The following is a 25779-nucleotide window of genomic DNA, read 5'->3' as shown; positions in this document are numbered from 1 at the left end:
AGGTCGTGTCCCGAGGCGTGGTGTAGGAGCCGGGGCGCTCATCTGGTCTCCGGCGTGTCTGGCCGGGACAGTCACGCGGTCGCAGCGGGCAACGTGAGGGCGAGATCATCGCGCAAGGGGGCGATGGTTTCCAGGGTCATGTAGCGTGCCCGCTGGACCGCCCATTCGTCGTTCTGTTCGAGCAGGATGGCGCCGATGAGCCGGGTGATCGCCGCCTCGTTGGGGAAGATGCCCACCACCTCGGTGCGCCGCTTGATCTCGCCGTTCAGCCGCTCCAGCGGGTTCGTGCTGTGGATCTTGGCGCGGTGCTCCTTGGGAAAGGTCATGAAGGCCAGCACGTCCTCCTCGGCCTCGTCGAGCAGGGTGGCCAACTTGGGCAGCTTGGGGCGGACCTGATCGGCCACCTGGCGCCACTGCGCCTTGGCGGCGCCGGCGTCATCCTGGGCGAACGCGGTGGCGATGAAGGCCGACACCACGCGCCGGCCGCTCCGCCCGGCATGCGCCAGGGCGTTGCGCATGAAGTGCACCCGACAGCGCTGCCACGTGGCGCGGAACACCTTGGACACGGCGGCCTTGATGCCTTCGTGGGCGTCGGAGATCACCAGCTTCACCCCGGCCAGCCCACGGCGCTTGAGCTTGCGCAGGAACTCGATCCAGAAGGTCTCGGCTTCCGAGGCGCCGATGTCCATGCCCAGCACCTCGCGCCGGCCGTCGGTGTTCACGGCCACCGCGATGGTCACGGCGACCGAGACGATGCGCCCGTTCTGGCGAACCTTCACGTAGGTGGCGTCGATCCACAGTACGGCCAATCGCCTTCGATGGGGCGCTCCAGGAAGGTCTTCACCCGCTCGTCGATCTCCTCGCACAGCCGGCTGACCTGGCTCTTGGAGATGCCGCTCATGCCGAGCGCCTTCACCAGATCATCCACCGAGCGCGTCGAGATGCCGTGGACGTAGGCTTCCTGGATCACGGCGGTCAGCGCCTTCTCGGCCATGCGGCGCGGCTCCAGGAAGCCGGGGAAGTAGCTGCCCTTGCGCAGCTTGGGGATGCGCAGCTCGACGGTGCCGGCGCGGGTCTCCCAATCACGCTCGCGGTAGCCGTTGCGCTGAACCAGCCGCTCGGCGGAGCGCTCACCGTGGGCGGCGCCGGTCAGGCCTTGCACCTCCAGTTCCATCAGCCGCTCGGCTGCGAAGCCGATCATCTCGCGCAAGACGTCAGCGTCAGGGCTCTTCTCCAGCAGCGCGCGAAGCGCCATCATCTCGTCGGTCATCGTGGTCACCCTTCGGTCGGGTTGAGGTGTGGTGACCAGACTCTACCGAAGACCCACGATGACCGCCCCGCTGTGGAAAACCGGCCCGCCTACGCCAGCTCTGGGGGCGCTTCGGCGGGCCGGCTCCCCACAGCTCCTACACCACGTTCAGGGACGTGACCCCGGCAAAAACGACGTTTGGTCGGCACGCTTCTCTCATCAGTGCGCATCGGGTGATGTCCAGCCGCCGATATGTGCGTAAACGGAATCCCGCAGTTGCGCGATCTCGCGGTTGAGCTTTCCCAAAGCGGCGGGTGACTCGCCGGAGGCGTGGAGCAATGCATCGCCCAGGCAACCGGCCTTGGGGCGCAAAGCCACTCCTTTGGCCGTCAGCGACACGATCACCTGCCTCTCATTGGTCGGATTGCGGGTGCGATGGATCAGCTCCGCAGCCTCGAGGCGTTTGAGCAATGGCGTCAGCGTGCTGGATTCAAGAGCAAGCTGCTGGGCGATGCTCCCCACCGTTTGTCCGTCTTCCCGCCACAGGATGTTGAGGACGAGATATTGCGGATAGGTGAGGCCAAGGGCATCCAGCAGCGGCTTGTAGGCCCGCTGGATGGCGATGCCGGCCGAGTAGATCGCGAAACAGAGCTGCTCCTCCAATGGCACCGGCGGGTTGTTCTCATTCGACATGGGTTGGCTCCCTTCGCAGTGCATCTTCCGTCGACATATATCGCGATAAATTTCCCTGGACAAGAGGAGGCGCCAGCGATACAAACAGTTATCGCGATAATCGTTATCGCAGTTTAAATGGAGGCGCACATGAAGAGCACGCTTCAAGCCCTGATCCTGGCCGCTTCGGTCGTCACCCTGCCGCAGTCGGCCGCGCAGGCGCAGCCGACAGGCCAGTCCGTCGATCAGACGGCTGTCAAGAATGTCGTCCTTGTCCATGGCGCCTTTGCCGACGGATCGGGATGGCGGAAGGTCTATCAGGACCTGACCACCCGCGGATACCGGGTCACGATCGTCCAGAATCCGCTCACCTCTTTCGACGATGATGTGGCGGCCACACGGCGCGCGCTCGATCGGCAGGATGGGCCCGCCGTTCTGGTCGGCCACAGCTGGGGCGGCACCATCATCACCGAAGCCGGTGTCCATCCCAAGGTGCGTGGTCTGGTCTATGTGTCTGCCCTGTCGCCCGACGCCGGCGAGACCACCGCGCAGCAATACAGCGGCTACACGACACCGCCCGAGTTCGTCATCGAGACGAGCGAGGACGGCTTCGGCTTCATCAAGCCCGATAATTTCGCCGCCGGCTTCGCGGCGGATGCGACGAAGGCCGACGTCGATTTCCTGACGGCGTCGCAGGTTCCGATCAATATGGCGAGCTTCGGCGTGACGCTCCGGCAGGCCGCCTGGCGGACCAAGCCCAGTTGGGCGGTGATCGCGACGGAGGACAAGGCATTCGATCAGCGGATGCTCCAGGACATGGCGAAACGCATCGGCGCGAAGGTCACGAACGTCCCGGCCAGCCATGCCGTCTACTTCACGCAGTCGGAGGTCGTCGCGACGGTGATCGACGAAGCGGCCCGGCAGTCGGGCGCGGTTTCGCCCTGAGGCACCGGCTTCGTCGGACCAATCTCTCCGCTCACCAATGGATCGAGGACATGAACCATTCCACCTCCGACGGCTTCGAGGAGTTCAACCGACCCATCCGCGACAATCAGACGCAAAGACTCTCCGACCTCAAGCCTGCCTATGACTTCATCGTCTGCGGTGCGGGCGCATCGGGATCCGTGATCGCGCGCCGTCTGGCTGACAGCGCCGACTGCTCCGTGCTCCTCATCGAAGCGGGGGGCAGCGACGAGGACGAGGCGGTGCTGAATCCGGCATTATGGCCCACGAATCTCGGCGGTCAGCGCGACTGGGGCTTCCAGGCCGAGCCAAACCCGCATCTGGACGGCCGCGCGCTTCCCATGTCCATGGGCAAGGTGCTCGGCGGTGGGTCGAGCATCAATGTCATGGTGTGGGCAAGGGGTCATCGCGCCGACTGGGATTACTTCGCGGAACAATCCGGCGATGCCGGCTGGAACTATGAGGCGGTTCTCGGCATCTACCGACGCATCGAGAACTGGCAGGGTGCGCCGGACCCGCATCACCGCGGCAGTTCCGGGCCGGTGTGGGTGCAGCCCGCACAGAATCCGAGTCCGATCGCCGACGCTTTCCTCGGCGCGGCCGGGTCCCTCGGCATTCCGCGCTATGACAGCCCCAATGGCAGGATGATGGAGACCGCGGGAGGCGTGGCCTACACCGACATGCTGGTGCGGGACGGACGGCGGAACTCGCTCTACCGCGCCTATGTCCATCCTGTGGCCGACAGACCGAACCTCACGATCCTGACCGATACGCTCGTGCGCCGCGTGCTCCTCGACGGGACGACGGCGACCGGCGTCGAGGTCGAACGAGGCGGCCGGACTCTGTCGATCATGGCAGGCTCGGAGGTCATCCTGTCCACCGGCGCCATCAACACGCCCAAACTGCTCATGCTGTCGGGGATCGGCGACAGGAGCCAACTCGACCGGCACGGCATTCCGGTCGTACGTCACCTGCCCGGCGTCGGCCGCGGCCTGCAGGATCATGTGTCGTTCGGCTGCACCTGGGAGTATCGGGAGCCGATTGCTCCACGCGCCAGCGGGAGCGAGGCGACCCTCTACTGGAAAAGCCGCCCCGAACTGGAGGCGCCGGACCTTCTGTTCTGCCAGGTCGAGTTCCCCGTTCCCAGCGAGCGCACGGCGGCGCGCGGCGTCCCCGATCATGGGTGGACGATGTTCGCCGGGCTGGCGCAGCCCTACAGCCGTGGCGAGGTGCGGCTGCGGTCGGCGGACCCGGCCGCGGCGCCTTTGGTCGATCCCAACATGCTGTCCGATCCGCGGGACTTGGAGACGGCGCGCGCCTGCGTGCGGCTATGCCGCGAGATCGGGAACGATGCGGCTTTCGCGCCCTATGTCCGGCGCGAGATCATCCCCGGGGTGGGAGCGGCGGTCGACGATCAATTCCTCCGCGACGCGGCGGTGACCTATTGGCACCAATGTGGGACGGCTCGGATGGGCATGGATGACTTGTCGGTCGTCGACGCGTCGCTGGCGGTTCACGGTATCGACCGGCTGCGCGTCGCGGACGGCTCGATACTCCCAAGGGTGACGACGGGCAACACGCAAGCACCGTGCGCGATCGTGGGCGAGCGTGCGGCTGACATCCTGCAGCGGCGGCACAGGTTGTAGACGCTTTTTCATCAAACCCTGGGCCATACGCTGCATGTCAAGCGTCCGACGGGCTGACGTGGCGGGCCCAGGTCCAAGCGCTACACCTGGACCCGGCACCCGTAAGCTGGAGTCGGAGTTTGGGGCGGGAGCCGAGAACAGGGAAACGATGACGGCTCACTCCGGAGCCCGCTGCGCCGGCTGCCAGCGCCGGATCAGCGGAACCTCAGACGTCGTTGCGGTCGTGGGCGACACGGAACCAATGCTCCGCATGTTGGCGACAGGTCTCGGCTTCGACGGCATCGCCGGACCGTTCGGCGTCGCTGGCGCGGGCAAGCCACTGGGCGTGCTTCTGCTGGGCGGAACCGTTCACCTTGGGTTGCGAGGGCGCCGGGGTCCCCTGCGCGGCGTGCCGTTGGGCTGACTTGCCGAACCGTGCTTGCCGACGGGCCCGATCACCCGCCGGATTGTCAAAAGGCATGGACATCGATCCTTGGATGGTCGGCGGACCGTGATCAGGAGCGGGGGATCATTCCCGGACGCTCAATCCCGGCCTTCTTTCGTCACGCCGGAAAACGCTCGGAAAGCTTCGGTCACATCATTCATGACCTGCGGGAAGAACGCAACGCGGCCGGCGAGCGGGCCTTCGCTGATCGGTGTGGGGCGGGGGAGGGGGCGCTGCAAGGGAAGCGGCTTGCCGGGGTCCCGCTCGTCGGCACGGGGCGGCTCGTAGAAGTGAAGGGCGAGCTGGCCGTTGGGTTCCGCGGCGTAGGGGAGGCCGGGCTCGGTCCGGCGTTCGGCGCCGGGAAGGACATATTGATCGCCCTGGGCGGTCCTTTCCGTCAGCGGCATCCAAGACACCCCCTTCACCGGTTGAAGCCTCGCTCAACCTATCAGCTTTCCGCCGCTCCGCTCCAGCGAATACGGCGGATTGCCGATGGCACGGCGGCGTCGGGCACCGGTGGCGCGGCTGTCCGTCCGGCCGTCGCCGCGGGACGGGGACGGGTCAGACCGTCGGGATCGTCCCGCCGTCGATGACGTGCTCCGCGCCGTGGATCGCGGAGGCGCGATCCGAGGCCAGGAAGGCGATGAGGTCCGCCACCTCCTCGGGCCGGGCCGGGCGTCCCAGCGGGATGCCTCCAAGAGCGTCGAGGATGCTTTGGCGCGCCGTCTCCGTCGTACCGCCGGTGCTGGCCGCGATGCGGGCCATCAGGTCGTCGGCGGCCTCCGTGTGGATCCAGCCCGGCGAGACGACGTTGACCCGCACCCCCTTCGGGCCGAGTTCCTTCGACAACGCCTTGCTGTAGGTCGTCAACGCCGCCTTGGCGGCCGCATAGGCGGTCGTGGAGTCGTGGAGTCGTGGAGCGGCAGCCGGCGCTGGATGGAGGAGACGTGGATGACCGCGCCGCTGCCGCGGGCGATCATCCCCGGCAGCAGAGCCCGGTCGAGCCGCACCGCGGCGAACAGGTTCAGGTCGAGCTCGGCGCGCCAATGATCGTCCGTCAGGGCGGCAAATCCGCCGCCGGGCGAGGCGGAGCCCCCCAGGACATGGACGAGCACGTCGACGCCGCCAAGGATCTCCATGGCCGCCTCGGCGAGTGTCAGGGCTCCCTCCGGCGCGCTCAGGTCCGCCACCACGAACCGGGCGCCCGCCGGATCGTCGGCGCCCTTGCGCGCGGCCGTCAGGACCTGGGCGCCGCCCGCCAGGAACCTCTGGACGGTCGCCCGGCCGGTGCCCTTGGTGCCGCCGGTGACGACGACGCGGCGCCCCTCGAACTCGATGGGATCGATGCGGGCGGCCATCAGGCGATCTCCAGAGCGGCAATCGCCCCGTCATCGAGCCGGAAGCGGAAGGTGAAGCGGATCGGGCTGCCGGTGAAATCGCCTGTGGTCAAGCCGTCCACCACGATACGGCCGTCCTCGTCGCGCCAGGCCTCGGGGGTGAAGATCGCCCGGCTGTCGAGCGTCGCCGCCCGGATCCAGGCCTTGATCGCCTCGCGTCCTTCGTGTCGTCCGCCATCGTCGAGGACGACCGCGCGTGGTGCGAACGCCGCGAGCATGCCGTCGGCGTCGAGCCGGGCGTTGGCCGCGACATAGGCGGCGATCGCGGGAGGAAGGTCGTGGGCCATGGGCTCTCTCCGGGAAGTGTTGCGCCGGAGAGAGGGTGCTATTAGGCTTTCCAGATGACAAGAACCGACGAAAAAGTAAGGTACTTACCGGAAGGTAAGCGTGCCTCCTACACGGCGCGATCGGCGGCCCAGAGTGTGCAGAACGTGCTCCGGGTCCTGGAGGGCCGGTGGAAGCTCGTGATCCTGTTCCAGCTGTTCGGCGGTCAGGTGCGGCGCTTCTCCGATCTTGAGCGGGCCATCCCCGGCATTTCCCAGAAGATGCTGATCCAGCAACTTCGCCAGCTCGAGAGCGACGGCGTGGTCGGGCGCATCGTCCACCACCAGGTTCCGCCGAAGGTCGAGTATCACCTGACGGAATGGGGCCAGTCCCTGTGCCCGGCTCTTGACGCCCTGCTGATCTGGGCGGAGGGCGCGCCCGCCGACCTCCGGTCGCAACTCATCCTGGAGGGTCGGGAGGGCGATGCGCATAAGCCGGAGGCCGACGCCACGTAGCCGGTGCCGGCCAGGAGCGGCCACGAACGTCGGCTCCTCCGGCCGAAGTCCCGGCGGGGCTGCGTCCTCAGACGCTCGATGCCGTCCAGGCGGTGCTGCCGTGCGGGGCGGTTTTCTGGCCTCCGGTCGCCACGGCCCGGCTGACGACCTCACCGTCGAAATTGACGAAGTACGCCGCGGTGCGGGCGAGCTGCTCCGGTGCCAGGCCGTTGGCCCTCAGTTCGTCCCACATCCTCTCCATCTCGTGCCCCGGCCGGCCAAGATAGGAATCGGTGATGCGGTCCATCAGCTTCTGCTGGTCGGCCGTCACGTAGGGCATGTAGCCGCGGTCGTTGACGGGCAGCGCTATCTGAAAGGCCGGCGGGTCGATCGTCCGGTTCTGGACGACCTTTTCCCGTTCGCGCCTGTACGCGTCCAGGTCCTTCTGCATGCGGGCAATCTCGTCGCTCTCGGACCGCTCGGCCGAGACGGGCGCCGCCGTGGGGGGCGGCGATGCGGAAGCGTTCGCCGACAACAGATCCGAGAAGTTGGGCGAGCCCGCGGATTGGCCGGCGCCCGGTATCCTGCCGCGATCCGAGACGGCGGTCTGGCCGGCGGCCCCATGGTAGCCAAGGACTTGCACGTTCCCCTCCACTGCGGTTCGTGGCCCTTGCCACGTGCCGCCGAGGAATAGCAAAGGTTGTGCCACGGCCGTGCTGGGCCGAACAACGCGGCAACGGGCTTCCGTCGGGTGCCTGTCGGACACCCATGACGCCGATGCGCTCGCCTTCCGCTTGGTCGGACTTTGCCCATGGGCACAAATTGCCCGGTCCGGTCGTGAAGCCGGACGATCGGCAACGTTCCGGTGCGGCCCAAATTGCCAGGACCGCCTCGACTTGCTATAGGAATCGACCTCATCCCGCTGGGGTCGGTCGTCCGCGATGCACACGTTCAGCACCACCGTGACCCGGCGTGCCCTTCTGATGCTGCTCGCCGCCGCGTTGACCCTTCTGGGGATCGTCGCGATGTCGGGATGGCTGGCCGACAGCACGCGGCAGTTTTCGAGGTCCGTCGGCCGCACGACCGCTTTGCGGGTCGCCGCCGGGACGCTGCTCAGCCAGTTGCAGGACGCCGAGATCGGCCAGCGTGGGTATCTGCTCACCGAGGACCGCCACTATCTCAAGCCCTACGAGGCGGCCATCACCGCGGTCGACGCCACGATCGCCCGGCTGCGCGACCTCGGCGACGGGAGTGCCGGCGAGTTGCGCATCGTCGACCGCCTTGCCGTCCTCGCCGCCGCCAAACGCGAGGAGTTGGCGCAGACCATCGCGCTGATGGAGGCCGGGCGCCGGGACGAGGCCATGGCCGTCGTGCGCACCGACCGCGGCATGATGCTGATGGACGAAGCCCGACGCTCGCTCGCCGACCTGATCACCCCCGCCGACGCGCAGCTCGACACCCAGCTCGCCGCCCTGATCGGGCAGGCCAGAGCGTCGGGCTGGGTGGCCAACCTGGGCGGCCTGTTCATCGTGCTGGTCGTCGGCGGCGCCGTTTGGATCGCGCTCCGCTACACGCGCGACCTCATGCGGGCGCAGCACGCGATCCAGGCGCTCAACGATTCCCTGGAGCAGCGCGTCTCGGAGCGCACGATGGAACTGCGGCGGGCCAACGACGAGATCCAGCGCTTCGCCTACATCGTCAGCCATGACCTGCGCGCGCCGCTGGTGAACGTGATGGGTTTCACAGGTGAATTCGAGGCGGGACTGGCGAGCGTGCGCGCCCATCTCGACCGCCTGCCGCCGGACGGCGGCGACGGCGTGGCGTCGGAGGCGCGCCGGGCGGTGGAGGAGGACCTGCCGGAGGCCATCGGCTTCATCCGCGCATCGACGACGAAGATGGACCGGCTGATCAACGCCATCCTCGCCCTGGCGCGCCAGGGCGGCCGGGCGCTGAACCCGGAACCCGTCTCCATGCAGGCTCTTCTGGAAAGCGTGGCCGCCAGCCTCCGCCATCAGGCCGGCGAACAGCGCTGCGCCATCGACATCGAGGGTCCCCTGCCGTTCCTGGTGGCGGACCGGCTTGCTCTGGAACAGGTGTTCGGAAACCTGCTCGACAACGCGATCAAGTATCTCGATCCGGCGAGGGCAGGGCGGATCGCCGTCCGCGGACGGGCCGAGGGGGACCGCCTGGTCTTCGAAGTCGCCGATAACGGGCGCGGAATCGCGCCGCAGGATCACGAACGGATCTTCGAGCTGTTCCGCCGTTCCGGCGTTCAGGACCGACCCGGAGAGGGCATCGGGCTGGCCTATGTCCGGACATTGGTCCGGCGCCTGCAGGGCGAGGTCACCGTCGAATCGGTTCCTGGACAGGGCAGCGTCTTTCGCATAAGCCTTCCCGGAACCCTTGCCCTGCCATCGGAGACGCTCGCTCATGGCGCGTGACACTGAGCCGGTGCGCATCGTCATGATCGAGGATGACGAGGGACACGCCCGGCTGATCGAGAAGAACATCCGGCGGACCGGCGTCACCAACGACATCGTTCCCTTCGTCGACGGCACGAGCGCGCTCGCCTACCTGTTCGGTCCGGACGGAACCGGGCGGGCAAGCATGAGGCGGGCGCTTCTCATCCTTCTGGATTTAAACCTTCCCGACATGACGGGGATCGATATCCTGGCGAGGCTCAAGGCCAACCCCCACACCAGACGCTTTCCCGTCGTGGTGCTGACGACCACCGACGACCGGCAGGAAATCCGGCGCTGCTACGATATCGGGGCCAATGTCTACGTCACCAAACCGGTGAACTACGACAGCTTCGCCGCCGCGATCCGGAAGTTGGAGCTGCTCTTTTCCGTCATGCAGATCCCGGAGGCCGAGGCATGACCGAGCCGGCCGTCCGCATCCTCTACATCGACGACGATGTCGCCATGGCGCGGCTGGTGCAGCGGAAGCTCGAAAGGCGCGGCTACGCCGTGGAGTGCGCCAAGGACGGCCAGGAGGGGTTGGAGCGGCTGGAACGGGGCGGCATCGCGGTGGTCGGCTTGGATCACGAGATGCCGGGGGCGACCGGGCTGGACATCCTGCCCCACCTGCTGTCGCGCGAGAACGCGCCGCCGGTCGTCTATGTCACCGGCGCCGGCGACACGCGGGTGGCCGTCGCGGCGCTGAAGGCCGGCGCGGACGACTACGTCCCCAAGGAGGTCGGCGACGGATTCTTCGACCTTCTGGTGGCGGCCATCGAGCAGGCCCGGGAGAAGGCGCATCTGCGCCGGGAGCGGCAACGGGCGGAGCGGGAGGTCCGTGCCGCGCGCGACCGTGCGGAGCTGCTGCTGCGGGAAGTCAACCACCGCGTCGCCAACAGCCTGGCCCTGGTCGGCGCCTTCATACAGATGCAGCAATCCGACCTGTCCGACCCCGAGGCCCGCGCCGCGCTGGGGGAGACCCAGGCGCGCATCATCGCCATCGCCGGCATCCACCGAAGCCTCTACACCTCCGACGACGTGCGCTCCGTCCGCATCGACCTGTATCTGGAAACGCTGCTCGCCGGGATGCACACCGCGATGGCATCACGGCGCCCGGACCGCTTCACCGTCGTCGCCGACGCGGTGTCGGTGCCCACAGACCAAGCCGTGTCCCTGGCGGTGATCGTGACCGAGCTGGTCACGAACGCCTGCAAATACGCCTATCCGGACGGCCGGACCGGCAGCATCCGTGTCCGGGCCAAGTCCGCCGACGGGGCTCTGTCGGTGAGCGTGGAGGATGACGGCGTCGGCTTCTCCCGCGACGACGCTCCGCGGGGAACCGGTCTGGGAACCCGGATCGTCCAGGCGATGGCGACCAGCCTGGGAGCGCGGTTGACGTACGACCGTCGGCAGGCCGGCACCTGGGTGACGCTGACGATGCCGCTGCAGCCGCTGTGACGGCGCCCACCGGGGTCCCGGCCTCACGGGCGGCCGGCACGGTTGTCCGGACCTCGCCCGCGACGTTTTCCCTCACCTTGATCCCTACGCGGCCCGGATGCCGGCGAGGAAGCGGTTGATCTCCTGATGGAGGTCGCCCGCCTGCCGCGCGAGATCGTTGGAGGCGTCCAAAACCTCCCCGGCCGCGGTCTTGGTGGTGTCGGCCGAACGCGCCACCCCGTCGATGATCGTGGTGACGGATTGGGTGGCCTTGGCGGCCTGGGCGGCGTTGGCGGCGATCTCGGCGGTCGCCGTTTCCTGTTCCCCCACCGCTTCGGCGACGACGCCGGAGATGCGGCCCATGTCCTGGATCACCGCGACGATCTGGGCGATGGCGGCGGCGGCGCCGTCGGTCACGGACTGCATGGTCCCGATCTGGCTGCCGATCTCGTCGGTCGCCTTGGCGGTCTGCGCCGCCAGATGCTTCACCTCGCCGGCGACGACGGCGAAGCCCTTGCCGGCCTCTCCCGCCCGTGCCGCCTCGATGGTGGCGTTCAGCGCCAGCAGGTTGGTCTGGGCCGCGATGTCATGGATCAGCTGGACCACCGTGCCGATGCGGCCGGCGGTCTCCACGACCACGCGCATCGTCTCGCCGGCTTCGGCCGTCGCTCCGACGGCCGCCCGGGTGATGCGGCCGGATTCGTCGATGTAGCGGCTGATGTCGGTGATCGAGGCGCTGAGCTGGTTGGCCGCCGACGCCACCGTGCCGACGCTGCTCGCCGTCTCGTCGGCCGCGGCGGTGACGCCGGTCGCCTCGCTCAAGGTGCGGTCGGCACCGACGCTCATCGCGCGCGCGGTCGCCTCCAGCCCTTCCGCCGCCGCGGTCACGGCCCGGACGATGCCGCCGACGCGCTGGTCGAACCCCTGCGTCATCCGTTCCAGCTCGCGCGCCCTCTCGTCGCGCAGCGCGCGGACCCGCTCCTGTTCGGCATGGAGCGCGTCGGCACGGATCAGCGCCTCCTGGAAGACCTGCATGGCCCCGGCCATCCGCCCGATCTCGTCGCTCCGCTCCCGCGCCGGGATCGTCAGCGCGCGGTCGCCCTCGGCGAGGCGCTGCATCGCCGCGCACATGGCGGTCAGCGGCCGGACGATGCCGCGGGCCAGCAGGATTCCGGCCACGCTGACGATCAGGAGAAGGGCCGCTCCCACACCGATCATCTGGTCGCGCATGGCGCGGACCGGAGCCAGGATTTCATCGACCGACGCCTCGGCGACCACCAGCCAGCGCAGCCCGCCATGGCTCATCGGGCGGTAGGCGGCCAGCGCCGGAGCGGCTCCCCCGAAGCGGGCGGCCTCCATGACGCCGATGTGGTCGGGGTCGGCCTTCGCCGCCGCGACGACCGGACCGTCATAGGACGCCAGGATGGTCCGGCCGCCGGAGAAGCGCGGCGTGCTGCGCAGACGGCCGTCCTCCCCGACCAGGAAGGTGTCTCCGGTTTCGCCCATGCCGTCGCTCGCCTGCATGATGCGGTCGAGCCTGCCCGCCTCGATGCGGAACACCAGAGTCGCCAGCAGGGTCTGGCGACCGTCCGGGAGGCGCATGGCGACCGGCGCCGCCAGGAAGGCGGAAGCGGCTTTGCCGGCGGCATAGGGCGAGAAATCGGCGATCGCCGCCTCGCCGTCCAGCCCGTCGGTCTTCACGCCGTCCACCAGACGGCGCAGCGCGCCGTCGGCCACAGGCTTGGCGAAGTCGTCGCCCTTGGCGGCGCTGTAGAGGATGGTGCCCTCCGGCGCCACCAGAAGCACGTCCTCCAGGCCGCGCCGCTGCATCAGATCGCTCATCCAGCCATGCAGGCGCAGATGCGCCGTGTCGTACATGGCGGTGTCGGCCGACTTCTCCAGCCTGTGGCGCTCGCCGGCCGGGTGAGGGTTGTCGTCGACGTAGCGTTTGCGCAGCAGGGCGGTGGGATCGCCCCGGTCGGATTCGATCCGCCAGCCGTTGGCGAGGGCCACGACGGCGTCGCGCATCGACCGCGTGTTGGCGGTCAGCACGACATCGTCCTCCAGTCCGTTGATGTAGGACCGCACGCTGGCGGCGCGGGCGTCGGCCAGCGCCACCAGTTTCTCGCCGGCCGCCACGCGCAGGCGGCTCGATGCGGCGGCGTAGGCGAACCCGCCGAGCAGGATCGCCGTGACCACCACCGCGCCGACCAGCGCGCCGGGGATCTTGTGGCGCAGCGGCAGATGGCGTCCGTTGCGGCGGGACATCAGCGATTTCCCTTCCCAGGCAGGCGGTGCAGCAGTTCCCCGACGATGCCGCGGCGGAACAGCAGCACGCAGACCACGAAGATCGCGCCGATCACCACCGGAACCGGCAGGCTGGTCGAGGCGAGGTAGCTTTCCAGCGTCACCACCAGCGCCGCGCCCACCACCGGGCCGAGCAGCGTGCCCATGCCGCCGAGCAGGGTCATCAGCACCACCTCGCCCGACATCTGCCACGTCACGTCGGTCAGCGAGGCGAGCTGGAAGACCAGCGCCTTGGTGCCGCCGGCCAGACCGGCGAGGCTCGCCGACAGCACGAAGGCCAGCAGTTTGTAGCGCTCCGTCCGGTAGCCGAGCGAGACGGCGCGCGGCTCGTTCTCGCGGATCGCCTTCAGCACCTGCCCGAAGGGCGAGTGGACCGCGCGCCAGATCAGGGCGAAGCCGCCGAGGAAGATCGCCAGCACCGTGTAGTACATGGTCAGCGGCTGGCTGAGGTCGATCATCCCGAACAGATGCCCGCGCGGCACGGCCTGGATGCCGTCCTCGCCATGGGTGAAGGGCAGTTGCAGGGCCAGGAAGAAGATCATCTGGCTCAGCGCCAGCGTGATCATGGCGAAGTAGATGCCCTGCCGGCGGATGGCGAGCAGGCCGAAGACCAGCCCCATCGCCCCGGCCGCCGCGGTGGCGGCGAGCAGGCCGGCCTCCGGCGCCCAGCCCCATTCCTTGACCGTGTGGGCGGCGACATAGGCCGCCCCGCCGAAGAAGGCCGCGTGGCCGAAGCTCAAGAGGCCGGCGAAGCCGATCAGCAGGTTGAAGGCGCAGGCGAACAGCGCGAAGCACAGCACCTTCATCAGGAAGACCGGGTACAGGGCGTAGGGCGCCAGGACCGCCAGAAGCAGCAGGGCTCCGGTCAGCAGGACCTTCGGCGAGCCGCTGCGCATGGCGAGGCCTTCGTGCAGCGTGTCCCTGGTTTGCAGGCTCATGGCTTATCTCTCCCGCCCGAACAGGCCGGCGGGCTTGACCATCAGCACCACAGCCATGATGACGAAGACGACGATGTTGGAGGCCTCCGGGTAGAAGACCTTGGTCAGGCCCTCCAGCAGCCCCAGGCCCAACCCCGTCACGATGGCGCCCAGGATCGAGCCCATGCCGCCGATCACCACCACCGCGAAGACGACGATAATCAGGTTCGATCCCATCATCGGCGAGACCTGATAGATCGGCGCCGCCAGCACCCCGGCCAGACCGGCCAGGGCCACCCCGAAGCCGTAGGTCAGCGACACCATCACCGGCACGTTGATGCCGAAGGCCTGGACCAGGGTCGGATTCTCGGTGGCGGCCCGCAGATAGGCGCCGAGCCGCGTCCGCTCGATGGCGAACCAGGTGCCCAGGCAGATCACCAGCGAAGCCGCGACCACCCAGCCGCGGTATGTGGGCAGATACATGAAACCGAGGTTGGTGCCGCCCTTCAGCAGGTCCGGGATCGGGTAGGGTTGGCCCGACACGCCGTACTGGTGGCGGAAGGCGCCCTCGAAGATCAGCGCGAGACCGAAGGTCAGCAGCAGGCCGTAGAGATGGTCGACCTTGTAGAGCCGGCGCAGCAGCGTGCGCTCCAGCGCCAGCCCGACCAGCCCGACCACCAGCGGCGCCAGCAGCAGCGCCCCCCAGTAGCTGACACCGGCGTAGGTCAGCAGCAGCCACGCCACGAAGGCGCCGACCATGTACAAGGCGCCGTGCGCCATGTTGACGACGTTGAGCATGCCGAAGATCACGGCCAGCCCGAGGCTGAGCAGCGCGTAGAAGGAGCCGTTGATCAGGCCGAGCAGAAGCTGGCCGAACAAGGCCTGCGGCGGAATGCCGAGCAGTTGGGACATCGGGCGTTCTTCTCCCGCTCACACGCCGAGATAGGTGTGGAGCTTGTCCATGTTGGCGTGGAGCTGGTCGTTGGGGATCATGTCCACCACATGCCCCTCCTCCATGACGTAGTGGCGGTCGGCGATGGTGGAGGCGAAGCGGAAGTTCTGCTCGACCAGCAGGATGGTGAAGCCGCGCTGCTTCAGCGCCCGCACGGCCACGCCGATCTGCTCGATGATGACCGGGGCCAGCCCTTCGGTCGGCTCGTCCAGCAGGATCAGGGTGGCGCCGGTGCGCAGGATGCGGCCGATCGCCAGCATCTGCTGCTCGCCCCCCGACAGGCGCGTGCCTTGCGTCGCGCCGCGGCCCTGGAGGTTGGGGAACAGCTCGTGGATCTGCGGGACGGTCATCCCGCCCTCCCGCACCACCGGCGGCAGCGTCAGATTCTCGTCCACGCTGAGGCTTGAGAAAATCCCGCGCTCCTCCGGCACATAGCCGATGCCGAGGCGGGGAATCCGGTGCGGCGCCATGCCGATCAGCTCCCGGCCCTGGAAGCGGATGGAGCCGGTGCGCTTGCCCATGATCCCCATGATGGCCCGCATGGTGGAGGTCTTGCCGGCGCCGTTGCGGCCGAGCAGCGTCACCACCTCGCCCTGGCGCACCGCGATGTCGACGCCGTGCAGCACATGGCTTTCGCCGTAGAAGCCGTGCAGGTCGGCGATGTCGAGCATCGCCGTCCCGGTTCGGGCGGTCGTCGCGCACATCCCGTCAGGCATGTCCGGTCCCCATATAGGCTTCCATGACCTGCGGGTTCCGCGAGACGGCCTCGTACGGCCCTTCCGCCAGGATCTCGCCGCGGCGGAGCACGGTGATGGTGTCCGACAGGTGGGCGACGACCGACAGGTTGTGCTCCACCATCAGGATGGTGCGGTCGGCGGAGACGCGCTTGATCAGCGCGGCGGTGCCTTCGATGTCCTCGTGGCCCATGCCGGCCAGCGGCTCGTCGAGCAGCATCACCTCCGGGTCGAGCGCCAGCGTGGTGGCGATCTCCAGCGCGCGTTTGCGGCCGTAGGGCAGCTCGGCGGCGGTGTGGCCGGCCCAGGGGGTGAGGTTCACCGCCTCGATCAGTTCGAGAGCGCGGCCCCGCAGGTCGCGCAGCGTCTCCTCGGACTTCCAGAAATGGAAGCTGGTGCCGAGCGGGCGCTGCAGCGCGACGCGGACATTCTCCAGCACGCTGAGGTGTGGGAAGACAGCGGAAATCTGGAAGGAGCGCACCATGCCGAGCAGCGCCACGTCGGCGGGCTTCATGGCGGTGATGTCGCGTCCTTTGTAGAGGATCTGGCCGCGCGTCGGCGTCAGGAACTTGGTCAGCAGGTTGAAGACCGTGCTCTTGCCGGCGCCGTTCGGGCCGATCAGCGCGTGGATCGTGCCGCGGCGGACCTGGAGGTTCACCTCCTTCACCGCGACGAAGCCCTTGAACTCCATCGTCAGGCCACGCGCTTCCAGGATGATGTCGCCGGTGTGCCCGGTCGTGTGTCCGGTGGTCATGTCTGTCCTTTCCCGGTGATGAGCCGGCCTCGCGCGGCCTCGGACACAGGCCGGCGACGCCGCCGGTGCCGCGTCGCCGAAGCGCCGCGCCCCGACGGCGTGTTTCGCCTACATCTTCTTGACGAGCGGGCATTCGCTTTCCGACAGCGGCCGGAAGGCGCGGTCGGCGGGAACGCTGCGGACCAGCTTGTAATAATCCCACGGCGCCTTGGATTCCGCGGGGGTCTTGACCTGGAACAGATGCATGTCGCGCAGCACCCGGCCGTCCTCGCGCACCGAGCCGTTCTTCGTCATGAAGTCGTTCACCGGGGTCGCCTTCATCGTCTTCATGACGGCGGGGGCGGCGTCCGTTCCGGCGGCCTTGATCGCCTTCAAATAATGGCTGACCGCGCCGTAGACGCCGGCCTGATAGAAGGTCGGCATCGCCTTGCGCTTCTCGAAGAACCGCTTGGAGAAGGCGCGCGTCTCGTCATCCATGTCCCAATAGAAGGGGGTGGTCAGCATGATGTCCTGGGTCGCCGACAGGCCCAGCGCGTGGACCTCGCTGATCGCCAGCAGCAGCGCCACGATGTTCTTGCCCGACTGGCCGAGCCCGAACTCCGCCGCCTGCTTGATCGCGTTCTGGGTATCGGCCCCGGCGGTGGCGAGCGCCACGACCTTCGCCGGCGACGCCTGCGCCTGGAGCAGGAAGGACGAGAAGTCGGCGTTGTTGGCCGGCACCCGGACGCTGCCCAGGACCTTGCCCTTCTGGCTTTCGACGACGGCGCCGGTGTCGCGCTCCAGCGCGTGCCCGAAGGCGTAGTCGGAGGTCAGGAAGAACCAGCTGCTCAACCCCGAGGCCACCACCGCCTCGGCCGTCACGTGGGCGAGCGCGTAGGTGTCGTAGGTCCAATGCAGCCCGTTCGGCGTGCAGGCCTTGCCGGTCAGGTCCGAACTCGCCGGGGAGGAGAAGATGGCGACGCGGTTGGCCTCCTTGGTGATCTGCTGCACGGCCAGCGCCACCGCGGAGTTCGGGACGTCGATGATGGCGTCCACCTGATCGACGTCGTACCAGCGCCGCGCCGTCGAGGCGCCGATGTCGGCCTTGTTCTGGTGGTCGGCGAAGATCAGCTCGACGGGCGTGCCGTTGACGGCGCCGCCGAAGTCCTCCACCGCCATCTGCGCGGCGGCGATCGAGCCCTGCCCGGTGCTGTCGGAGAGCTGGCCCGACAGGTCGGTCAGGATGCCGATCTTGATCTTGCCGTCGCTGTAGGCGGCGCCCTGGGCGTGGGCCGGCTGGGAATGGGCCTGGGCGAGCAGGCAGGCGGCGATGGCCGCCGTCACGGCGTAGCGTTTCACGATATCCTCCCAATGAGTCCTTGGACCCGAGATTTTCTTATGATGGTCAGCCGGCGTTCCGCGACCCGGCGGCGTGCCGGGCTGCGTGCTGGGCGGCGAGCCGGCCGAACACGGCGCCGCGCAGGACCGAGGTCGAGCCGGTGTAGACCTGATGGTAGAGCCCGACCGTCTCGCCCGCCGCGTAGAGGCCCGGCATCGGCTGGCCGTTGCCGTCGAGCACCCTGGCGTCCACGTCCACTTTCAGCCCGCCGAAGGTGAAGCAGTTGGCCGAGACGATGGGGAAGGCGCGGAACGGCCCCTTGACCAGCGGGCGCGCCCAGTTGGTCTTGGCCGGGGTCAGCCCGGTCGTCGCCAGACCGTCCACCCGCGTCGGGTCGAAGCGGCTGGCGTCGGCCGGGCAGGCGGCGTTGTAGGCGGCGACCGTCGCCTTGGTGGCTTCGGCCGGCAGGCCGAGCGTCTCGATCAGGGCGTCGAGCGTCGGAGCCTCGATGGCCGGCACGTCGCTGCGGATGCTGGTGCGCCAGCGCGGGATGTCCTCCACCTGATCGTCGAACAGGACGTAGGCGAGCCCGTCCGGCTGGTCGGCGACGACCCGCGTGATGTGGTCGTAGGTGGCGTCGGCGGTGCCCGGCGCCTCGTCGAGGAAGCGCTCGCCGCGCTTGTTGACCAGCACGCCGTAGGGCCAGATGAAGATCACCGCCTCGGGCTGGCGGGAGCGCGGATCGACCGGCTCGGCGTGGTAGGAGCCGAAATCGCCGGCCGGCGCCGCCCCGGCGTCGAGCGCCATGCGGATGCCCTCGCCCCGGTTGTAGTAGCCGCCGCGCGCCACCGGCCGCACATGCTTGGCGCGCTGGCCCATGTAGCGGGTCATCATCTCGGTGTTGCCCTGGTAGCCGCCCGAGGCCAGGACCGTCGAACGGCCGCGGATGGCGACGCGCAGGCCGTCCGGCCCGGTGGCGTGGACGCCGCCGATGCGGCCCTGCCCGTCGCGCAGCAGGTCGAGCGCCGTGGTGCGGTAGAGCACGCGGGCGCCGAGCGCCTTCGCCTCCGCCATCAGCCGCTCGATCAGCGCGAGGCCGCCGCCCTGGGCGGCGATGCGCTGGGTGTTCTGGGTCAGCAGGTAGATCGGCTGCGGCTCGAAGCGCAAACCGAACTCCTTGAGCCAGCCGATGGTCGTCGGCACCCGCTCGGCGAAGCGGGCGATCACCTCCGGATCGGGGAAGGGGTGGGCCTTCACATAGTCGGGCCAGTATTCGTAGGGTTCGGCGGCGGCGGCCAGCACGTTGGGATCGATGTTCAGCCCGGCGTTGGCGGCGAAATGCTCCTCGAAATCGTCGGCGATCTCGGAATCGTTCTTCATCCGCATGTAGGCTTCGGTCCAGCGCGAGTTGCCGCCGAAATCCTCCTCCGGCGCCCGTTCCAGCAGGGTGACCGACAGCCCGGCCTGCAGCGCCGTCACCGCCGCCGAAAGCCCGGCGATGCCGCAGCCGACGATCACCAGATCGCTGATATCGTTATCGCTGGGGTTGTCGCTGGCGGTGTTGTTGCCGGCCCGGCTCATCCTGGTTTCCTCCGTCATTTCATTCGTCTCCTGACGTGTCCCGCGTCATCCCGCGAGGCGTTTGTGGTTCTTGCCCGGTGCATGGCCGGCGGTGCCGTCGGCCACGATGATCCCGGCCTCCACCAGCCGCTCGACCGCCGCCGGGTCGTAGCCGGCCTCGGCCAGCACGGCGCGCGTGTCCTGGCCGACGCGCGGCGGATCGCTGCGGATCGCCAGATCCGCGTCCGCCACATGGATCGGCAGCCGGGGCAGGGCGGTCCGCACCCCGTTGGGCAGGGTGGTCGGCATCAGCCCGCCGGTCGCCCGCAGATGCGGGTCGTCGAACAGATCCTCCGGCCGGGCGATCGGAGCGAAGGGGATGCGGGCGCGCTCGCACACCGACACCGCCTCCTCCATCGACAGGCCGCCGAACAGCGCCGTCAGCAGCGGCAGCAGGCGCGGCCGGGCGGCGATGCGGTCGTTGTTGGTGCGGAACTGCGGATCGTCGCGCAGGTCCGGCCGGTCGATGGTGGCGCAGAAGCGCTCCCAATGGCTGTCGGTGGTGATGCCGACGAAGATCGGCCGTCCGTCGGCGGTGTGGAAGGTCTCGTAGACCGCCCAGGCCGACACGCGCTCCGGCATCGGCGGGATCGGCGCGTCCGACTGGGCGGCGTAGCAGAGATGCTGCCCCATCAGGAACACCGTGGTCTCGAACAGGGCGGATTCGACGGTCTGGCCGCGGCCGGTCCGCTCCCGCTCGCGCAGCGCCACCAGGATGGCGATGACCGCGAACATGCCGCCGGTGATGTCCACCACCGACGTGCCGGCGCGCAGCGGCCGCCCGCTCGGCCCGGTCATGTAGGCGAGCCCGGTCATCATCTGCACCACCTCGTCGAGCGCGAGGCGCCCGGCGTAGGGCCCGTCGAGGAAACCCTTCAGGCTGGCGTAGATCAGGCGCGGGTTGAGGCCGGCCAGCGTGTCGGCGCCCAGACCCAGCCGATCCATCGTGCCGGGGGCGAAATTCTCCACCAGCACGTCGGTCTCGGCGACGAGGCGGTGGGCGATCTCGCGCCCCTCCGGCGATTTCAGGTCGACGGCGACCGAACGTTTGTTGCGGTTGAAGTAGCCGAAGTAACCGGTGCCGAAGCCCTTGAGATGGCGGGTGGGCTCGCCGTTGGGCACCGGCTCGATCTTCACCACGTCGGCGCCGAGGTCGGCGAGGATCATGGCGCAGGACGGACCCATCACCGTGTGGCCGAAGTCGAGGACCTTGACGCCGGCCAGGGGCAGCGGGGTGTCGGCGGAGGGACCGGTCATGCGCCGCCTCCCGGAACCGGGCGCGGCGCCGCCCCGTCGTAGCGGTAGGGGATGGACGGCGGCATCGGCCCCTTGATCCGGCCACCCTGCTGCGACTGCTCCCAGGCGTGCGCCAGGATGCCGACCGAGCGCGACAGCACGAACAGCCCGCGCCCGAGCCCCGGCGGAAAGCCGAGTTCCGCGAACACCACGGCGGTGGCGCCGTCGATGTTCATCGGCACCCGCTTACCCTTGCGCGCGGCCAGCGCGTCCTCGACGGCGCGGCCGATGGCGGCGGCCTCCCCGGTCACCGCCCCCTCGCTCTTCGCCGCCTCCACCAGGGCCAGCAGCCGGCCGGCGCGCGGATCGACGGGATGGAAGCGGTGGCCGAAGCCGGGGATGTGCTCGCGCCGCTCCAGCCGCGCGGCGATCTCGGCGTCCGCCGCCGCGGCCACGGAGAGCCCCTCCGCCATGCGGGCGGCGATGGCCGCGTACAGCTCCATGCATTGCTGGCCGGCGCCGCCATGGACGTCGCCCAGCGCGTTGATGCCGGAGGCCATGGCGTTGTTCAGCCCGACGCCGCAGGTGGCGGCCATGCGGGCCGTGGCGATGGACGGCGCCTGCGGCCCGTGGTCCACCGCCGCGACCAGCGCGGCCCCCAGCAGCCGGCCCTGGGCCGGCGTCGGCAGGTCGCCGCGCAGCATCAGCCAGACCATGTCGGGAAAGCCGATCGTGCCGATCAGCTCCTCGATGGCGTAGCCGCGCACCCGGATCGAACCTGGATGGATGTCGATGATCGACGTCCGCCACCAGCCGGCGGCGGTTTCGATGGTCGCTTCGGACATCGGAATGCTCCCGGGGCCATGCCCCTGCAGGCCCGGCCTCAGCCGAGCACGAAGGGGTTGGCGCGGTTGGGCTTGGTGGTGATCCAGACGCTCTTGGTCTGGAGATACTCCTTGATCGCCTCCACGCCGCCCTCGCGGCCGAGGCCGGAGCGCTTGTAGCCACCGAAGGGCGTGGTGAAGCTTGTGGAGCGGTAGTTGTTCACCCACACCGTCCCGGCGCGCAGCCGGTCGACGCAGTGCATCGCGCGGTGCAGGTCGCGCGTCCACACGCCGGCCGCCAGACCGAACTCGACGTCGTTGGCGATGCGCAGCGCGTCCTCCTCGTCCTCGAAGGGGATGACGCAGAGCACCGGGCCGAACACCTCCTCCTGGGCGATGCGCATGTCGTTGCGGACGCCGGTGAAGATGGTCGGCGCGACGAACTGGCCCTGGCCGTATTCGGGACCCGACAAGGCATGGCCGCCGAGCGCGCAGACCGCGCCCTCCGCCTTCGCCATCTCGATCATCCGCAGGATCTTTTCCCATTGCGCACGGGTGGCGATGGGGCCGATCTGCGTCTCCATGTTCGACGGATCGCCGATGCGGGCCTCGCCCGCGGCCGCGACCAGCTTCTCCACGAAGGCGTCGTGGATGGTCCTCTGCACGAGCAGTCGCGAGCCGGCCATGCAGGTCTGGCCCGAGGCGCCGAACACGCCGGAGATGGCGCCCTTCACCGCCTGGTCGAGGTCGGCGTCGTCGAAGACGATGTTCGGCGACTTGCCGCCCAGCTCCAGCGTCACCTTCTTCAGGCCCGGCGCCGCCGCCTCGTTGACCCGCTGGCCGCCGATGTCGCCGCCGGTGAAGGCGACCTTGGCGGTCAGGCGGTGGCGGACCAGCGGCTCGCCGACCTCACCGCCGAAGCCGGTGACGACGTTGACGACGCCGCGCGGGAAGCCCGCCTCGTGCGCCAGCTTCGCCAGTTCCAGGATGGAGGCGGAGGTGTATTCCGACGGCTTGACGACGATGGTGTTCCCGGCCGCCAGGGCCGGGGCCATCTTCCAGGTGGTCAGAGCCAGCGGCGAGTTCCACGGCGTGATGGCGACGACCACGCCCAGCGGCTCGTACTTCACGTAGTTGAAGACGTCGGCCTTGTTGATCGGCACGACGGCGCCCTGAACCTTGTCGGCGAGGCCGGCGTAGTAATGGAACCACTGGGCGACGTTGCGCACCTGCCCGCTGACCTCGGCCATCAGCTTGCCGTTGTCGCGCTGCTCGATGGCGCCCAGCCGGTCGACGTTGCGCTCGATCAGCTCGGCCAGCCGGCGCAGCAGGGCGCCGCGCTGGGTCGCGGTCAGCCCCGCCCACTCCGGCGACAGGAAGGCACGGTGCGCCGCTTCGACCGCGCGATCGGCATCGCCCTGCGTTCCGCGCGGAATCTCCGCCCACGCCCGCCCCGAATAGGGCTCCGTCGATTCGAACCACTCGTTGGACACCGGATCGCACCAGTCCCCATCGATGAACAGCCTGTAGCGTTCCACCCTCTGCCTCGCAAAAGTTCTGTTAGATAGAACCATGTTTCATCTAAGAGAACATATGCTTACCAAATGCGTCAACACCAAACTGTTCGAAACCGAACTTTTAGCGGGCGCCTTGCGTCGGCCGTCCTTGACGTCCGATGGTGGTGTCGGGGAAAAATGCGCGCCGAGGCTGTCAATGGCCAAGCTTGCCAATGAAGGACGCGACATGACCGACGCAAAGCCCAAGACGACCACCGCCTCCGCTGGCGGGGTGGAGGCCGTCGACCGGGCGCTGAGCATCGTCGGCTGCTTCCAGGCGGGCGACCACGCGCTGAGCCTGACGGAGATCGCGGCGCGGACCGGGCTCTACAAGAGCACCATCCTGCGGCTGACCGTTTCGCTGGAGAAGGCCGGCTATCTCGTCCGCCACCAGGACAAGTCCTACCGGCTCGGCCCGGAGCTGATGCGGCTGGGGGGGCTCTACCAGCGCTCCCTGCGGTTGGAGGACCATGTCCGGCCGGTGCTGCGTCAGTTGATGCGCGAGAGCGGGGAAAGCGCGTCCTTCTTCCGCCGCGAAGGGGCGTGGCGGATCTGTGCGTTCCGCGAGGACTCCACGCAGGCGATCCGCGATCACGTCCATGAGGGCGACCGCCTGCCCCTCGACCGGGGGGCCGCCGGCCATGTGCTCATCCGCTTCTCCGGGACGGTGTCGGCGGCGGACTTCGCCGCCCTGCCTCTGCTCTCCTTCGGCGAGCGCGAGTCCGAGACCGGGGCCGCCGCCGTGCCGGTCTTTTCCCAGCGGGAGGGACTGGTCGGCGCCCTGACCCTGTCGGGCCCGCTGACCCGATTCACCGAGGAACGCGTGGCGGTGATGGTGCCGCTGCTGCTGGCGGCCGGCCAGCGGCTGTCGGAGACGCTGGGCGGGCATTACCCGAGCTGAGGGTTCTCCATGGGGAAGGACCCCGGTTTTGCAGGTCGTCGGGTGGCGGCTGTTCCATCACGGTGGCTTGCCAGTGCCGCCGCCTTGCGGTAGAAAGCGGTTCTGGTCGGCAGTTCACCAAGGCGTCGCCGCCCCGTTGAGGGGAGCTAAACCTGCCGCGACACCCTCTCGACCGACACCTCATCGCGTGCCGCGTCGGAAGTCGGCGACCACCGGCATCCCTTCGCGGATTGGCGCGTCGTGAGGATGATTCCATGCCCAGGACATCGCTGCCCTACAGCGCGGATGACATTTCCGCGCTCGCGCGCTCGTTGCGCGCGCAACTCGCCGGCCGGACCGAGCCGCCCGGCCATGTCGAATGGCTCAACATGCTGGCCAAGGCGGTCGGATGCCGGAACTTCCAGCATTTCCGGGCGCAGACGACTGCCCAGACGGTGGCCCAAACGGAGGCCCAAACAGCGGTTCAGGACGGTCTCGGCGCGACGGTCGACGTGGAGCCGCCGGTCGATCCGGTCAGGATCCGCAAGGTGACCCGCTGTTTCGACGCCGCCGGCGCCCTGCTGCGCTGGCCGCCCAAACGCTCCGAGCGGGATCTTTGCCTGTGGGTCCTGTGGTCGCGGTTCGCCGCCGGCCACGTGATGACCGAGGGAGAGGTGAACCGCCTTCTGCGCGACGCCCACCGTTTCGGCGACCACGCCCTGCTGCGCCGCGAACTGTGCGATGTCGGTCTGGTCGACCGCACGCGCGACGGGAGCGCCTATCGGCGCGTCGAGCAACGGCCGCCGCCGGAGGCGCTCGCCCTGATCCGCCGTCTGAAGGCGGCTTCCGCTGGTGAAAAGGCGACGGCATGAGCGCCGTTTCGCGGCCGCCTAGTCGCCGAGTGCGAAGGCGACCGCGGCGGCGGCGTGCAGCGCCGTCGTGTTGAACATGGGGAAATCCGGCCGGTCGGCCTGATCGACCAGCAGGAAGATCTCCGTGCAGCCGAGGATCACCCCCTGCGCCCCGTCGGCGGCCAGCCGGTCGATGATCTCCAGATAGTGGGCCTTGGACTCCGGGCGCAGGTCGCGCCGCACCAGCTCGTCGAAGATGATGCGGTCGACCGTCGCCTTGTCGGGGTCGGAGGGCACGATGATCTCGACGCCGAAACGCTCCGCGTAGCGGCGGCGCAGGTCGTCGGAGAGCATCGTCGCCATGGTGCCGAGCAGGGCGACCCGCGTCAGGCCGGCGGTCCGCATCGCCGCGCCGGTCGGGTCGGCGATGTGGATGAAGGGGGTGGCGCGCCCGGCCATGATCGGCTCGACCACGCGGTGCATGGTGTTCGACACGCACAGGATCACATCGGCCCCGGCGCGCTCCAGCGCGTCCACCTTGCCGGACAGGTAGCGCTGCGCGGCGTCCCAGGCATTCTGGCGGACGAAATGCTCGATGTTGCCGAAATTGACGCTGACGATGACGATCTCGCCGTTGTCCCAGCCGCCGAGCCGGGCGTTCAGCCCCTCGTTCAGCAGGCGGTAATATTCGGCGGTGGCCTGGTTGCTCATGCCGCCGAGGACGCCGATGGTCTTCTGGGGCAGGGGCCGGGCGGTGGGCGTCGTCATGTCGTGATCCCGTCGGTTGAGGGCGCGGATGATAGAGCGACCGCTCCCGATCGCCAA

General features: G+C 68.9%; 24 protein-coding genes and 2 pseudogenes. 8 read left to right on the top strand and 18 right to left on the bottom strand.

Annotation, left to right across the window (positions count from 1 at the left end; translation table 11 throughout):
* Positions 1–71: 71 nt before the first annotated feature.
* Both TSH58p_RS23850 and TSH58p_RS23845 read right to left on the bottom strand, forming a co-directional pair.
* A pseudogene (locus TSH58p_RS23850) lies at positions 72–1270 on the bottom strand (IS256 family transposase).
* 198 nt (positions 1271–1468) lie between these two features.
* On the bottom strand, positions 1469–1942 hold the full coding sequence (locus TSH58p_RS23845) for a MarR family winged helix-turn-helix transcriptional regulator (protein WP_109469465.1): 474 nt from the start codon (positions 1940–1942) through the stop codon (positions 1469–1471).
* Positions 1943–2071: 129 nt separating this feature from the next.
* Between TSH58p_RS23845 and TSH58p_RS23840 the strand changes: the two genes are divergently transcribed.
* The gene (locus TSH58p_RS23840) at positions 2072–2866 is read left to right on the top strand and encodes an alpha/beta fold hydrolase (RefSeq protein WP_199230259.1); all 795 of its coding nucleotides are present in this window, start codon (positions 2072–2074) and stop codon (positions 2864–2866) included.
* Positions 2867–2916: 50 nt separating this feature from the next.
* Positions 2917–4530, top strand: coding sequence for a GMC family oxidoreductase (locus tag TSH58p_RS23835; RefSeq protein ID WP_109469463.1), 1614 nt, complete (start codon positions 2917–2919; stop codon positions 4528–4530).
* Between the two features lie 205 nt (positions 4531–4735).
* Here TSH58p_RS23835 and TSH58p_RS23830 read toward each other — a convergent pair whose 3' ends face one another.
* The 4 genes and pseudogenes from TSH58p_RS23830 to TSH58p_RS23815 all read right to left on the bottom strand — a co-directional run bounded on the left by TSH58p_RS23830 (position 4736) and on the right by TSH58p_RS23815 (position 6638).
* Complete coding sequence (locus tag TSH58p_RS23830; protein ID WP_109469608.1) at positions 4736–4990, bottom strand: DUF4167 domain-containing protein; 255 nt, start codon at positions 4988–4990, stop codon at positions 4736–4738.
* A gap of 62 nt (positions 4991–5052) precedes the next feature.
* Entirely contained in the window at positions 5053–5361 is a 309-nt protein-coding gene (locus TSH58p_RS23825) for a hypothetical protein (RefSeq protein ID WP_109071200.1), read from the bottom strand.
* 154 nt (positions 5362–5515) lie between these two features.
* Positions 5516–6312, bottom strand: a pseudogene (locus TSH58p_RS23820) (SDR family oxidoreductase).
* Positions 6312–6638, bottom strand: a complete 327-nt coding sequence (locus TSH58p_RS23815) for a nuclear transport factor 2 family protein (protein ID WP_109071201.1) — start codon at positions 6636–6638, stop codon at positions 6312–6314. Before TSH58p_RS23815 ends, TSH58p_RS23820 begins: the two are co-directional and overlap by 1 nt.
* A 54-nt stretch (positions 6639–6692) precedes the next feature.
* Between TSH58p_RS23815 and TSH58p_RS23810 the strand changes: the two genes are divergently transcribed.
* Positions 6693–7130 (top strand): helix-turn-helix domain-containing protein, encoded by a 438-nt coding sequence (locus TSH58p_RS23810; protein WP_109071202.1) that lies wholly within the window; start codon positions 6693–6695, stop codon positions 7128–7130.
* 67 nt (positions 7131–7197) lie between these two features.
* Here the strand turns inward: TSH58p_RS23810 and TSH58p_RS23805 are convergent, their stop codons facing one another.
* Positions 7198–7752 (bottom strand): hypothetical protein, encoded by a 555-nt coding sequence (locus tag TSH58p_RS23805; RefSeq protein WP_109071203.1) that lies wholly within the window; start codon positions 7750–7752, stop codon positions 7198–7200.
* A 298-nt stretch (positions 7753–8050) separates the two neighbouring features.
* Here TSH58p_RS23805 and TSH58p_RS23800 point away from each other — a divergent pair, with 298 nt between their 5' ends.
* Genes TSH58p_RS23800 through TSH58p_RS23790 form a run of 3 tightly spaced genes read left to right on the top strand, consistent with a single transcriptional unit; the run spans position 8051 to position 11026 of the window.
* On the top strand, positions 8051–9550 hold the full coding sequence (locus TSH58p_RS23800) for a CHASE3 domain-containing protein (protein WP_109071204.1): 1500 nt from the start codon (positions 8051–8053) through the stop codon (positions 9548–9550).
* Complete coding sequence (locus TSH58p_RS23795; protein WP_199230178.1) at positions 9540–9989, top strand: response regulator; 450 nt, start codon at positions 9540–9542, stop codon at positions 9987–9989. Before TSH58p_RS23800 ends, TSH58p_RS23795 begins: the two co-directional genes overlap by 11 nt.
* A complete protein-coding gene (locus TSH58p_RS23790) occupies positions 9986–11026 on the top strand; it encodes a sensor histidine kinase (protein WP_109071205.1) in 1041 nt (346 codons plus the stop codon). Before TSH58p_RS23795 ends, TSH58p_RS23790 begins: the two co-directional genes overlap by 4 nt.
* A gap of 84 nt (positions 11027–11110) precedes the next feature.
* On the opposite strand, the gene TSH58p_RS23785 is transcribed toward TSH58p_RS23790, so the two are convergent.
* The 10 genes from TSH58p_RS23785 to TSH58p_RS23740 all read right to left on the bottom strand — a co-directional run bounded on the left by TSH58p_RS23785 (position 11111) and on the right by TSH58p_RS23740 (position 23205).
* Positions 11111–13273, bottom strand: coding sequence for a methyl-accepting chemotaxis protein (locus TSH58p_RS23785; RefSeq protein WP_109071206.1), 2163 nt, complete (start codon positions 13271–13273; stop codon positions 11111–11113).
* Positions 13273–14208 (bottom strand): branched-chain amino acid ABC transporter permease, encoded by a 936-nt coding sequence (locus TSH58p_RS23780; protein ID WP_247895565.1) that lies wholly within the window; start codon positions 14206–14208, stop codon positions 13273–13275. The genes TSH58p_RS23785 and TSH58p_RS23780 overlap by 1 nt, the downstream gene beginning before the upstream one ends.
* Positions 14209–14253: 45 nt before the next feature.
* Positions 14254–15141 carry a branched-chain amino acid ABC transporter permease gene (locus TSH58p_RS23775; protein WP_109072588.1) on the bottom strand — a complete coding sequence of 296 codons (888 nt, stop codon included), beginning with the start codon at positions 15139–15141 and terminating at the stop codon, positions 14254–14256.
* Between the two features lie 18 nt (positions 15142–15159).
* Complete coding sequence (locus TSH58p_RS23770; RefSeq protein WP_109072587.1) at positions 15160–15897, bottom strand: ABC transporter ATP-binding protein; 738 nt, start codon at positions 15895–15897, stop codon at positions 15160–15162.
* A complete protein-coding gene (locus TSH58p_RS23765) occupies positions 15890–16669 on the bottom strand; it encodes an ABC transporter ATP-binding protein (protein WP_109072586.1) in 780 nt (259 codons plus the stop codon). The genes TSH58p_RS23770 and TSH58p_RS23765 overlap by 8 nt, the downstream gene beginning before the upstream one ends.
* A 108-nt stretch (positions 16670–16777) precedes the next feature.
* The gene (locus tag TSH58p_RS23760) at positions 16778–18007 is read right to left on the bottom strand and encodes an ABC transporter substrate-binding protein (RefSeq protein WP_162600083.1); all 1230 of its coding nucleotides are present in this window, start codon (positions 18005–18007) and stop codon (positions 16778–16780) included.
* Positions 18008–18053: 46 nt separating this feature from the next.
* Positions 18054–19586 (bottom strand): FAD-dependent oxidoreductase, encoded by a 1533-nt coding sequence (locus tag TSH58p_RS23755; RefSeq protein WP_199230242.1) that lies wholly within the window; start codon positions 19584–19586, stop codon positions 18054–18056.
* A gap of 27 nt (positions 19587–19613) precedes the next feature.
* A complete protein-coding gene (locus TSH58p_RS23750; protein ID WP_109072585.1) occupies positions 19614–20864 on the bottom strand; it encodes a CaiB/BaiF CoA-transferase family protein in 1251 nt (416 codons plus the stop codon).
* Positions 20861–21688: a citryl-CoA lyase gene (locus TSH58p_RS23745; RefSeq protein ID WP_109072584.1), complete on the bottom strand. Its 828-nt coding sequence runs from the start codon at positions 21686–21688 to the stop codon at positions 20861–20863. Before TSH58p_RS23745 ends, TSH58p_RS23750 begins: the two co-directional genes overlap by 4 nt.
* Positions 21689–21726: 38 nt before the next feature.
* Positions 21727–23205 (bottom strand): aldehyde dehydrogenase, encoded by a 1479-nt coding sequence (locus TSH58p_RS23740; RefSeq protein ID WP_109072583.1) that lies wholly within the window; start codon positions 23203–23205, stop codon positions 21727–21729.
* A 205-nt stretch (positions 23206–23410) separates the two neighbouring features.
* Here TSH58p_RS23740 and TSH58p_RS23735 point away from each other — a divergent pair, with 205 nt between their 5' ends.
* Both TSH58p_RS23735 and TSH58p_RS23730 read left to right on the top strand, forming a co-directional pair.
* Entirely contained in the window at positions 23411–24124 is a 714-nt protein-coding gene (locus tag TSH58p_RS23735) for an IclR family transcriptional regulator (RefSeq protein ID WP_109072592.1), read from the top strand.
* A gap of 254 nt (positions 24125–24378) precedes the next feature.
* Positions 24379–24975: a DUF2087 domain-containing protein gene (locus TSH58p_RS23730; RefSeq protein WP_109072582.1), complete on the top strand. Its 597-nt coding sequence runs from the start codon at positions 24379–24381 to the stop codon at positions 24973–24975.
* An 18-nt stretch (positions 24976–24993) separates the two neighbouring features.
* Here TSH58p_RS23730 and TSH58p_RS23725 read toward each other — a convergent pair whose 3' ends face one another.
* Complete coding sequence (locus TSH58p_RS23725) at positions 24994–25722, bottom strand: aspartate/glutamate racemase family protein (RefSeq protein WP_109072581.1); 729 nt, start codon at positions 25720–25722, stop codon at positions 24994–24996.
* Positions 25723–25779: the final 57 nt, after the last annotated feature.

It is taken from the genome of Azospirillum sp. TSH58 (assembly GCF_003119115.1).
Taxonomy (GTDB): domain Bacteria; phylum Pseudomonadota; class Alphaproteobacteria; order Azospirillales; family Azospirillaceae; genus Azospirillum.
The sequence above is the reverse complement of the archived record's forward strand: the minus strand, read 5'-3'. Positions and strand labels throughout refer to the sequence as shown.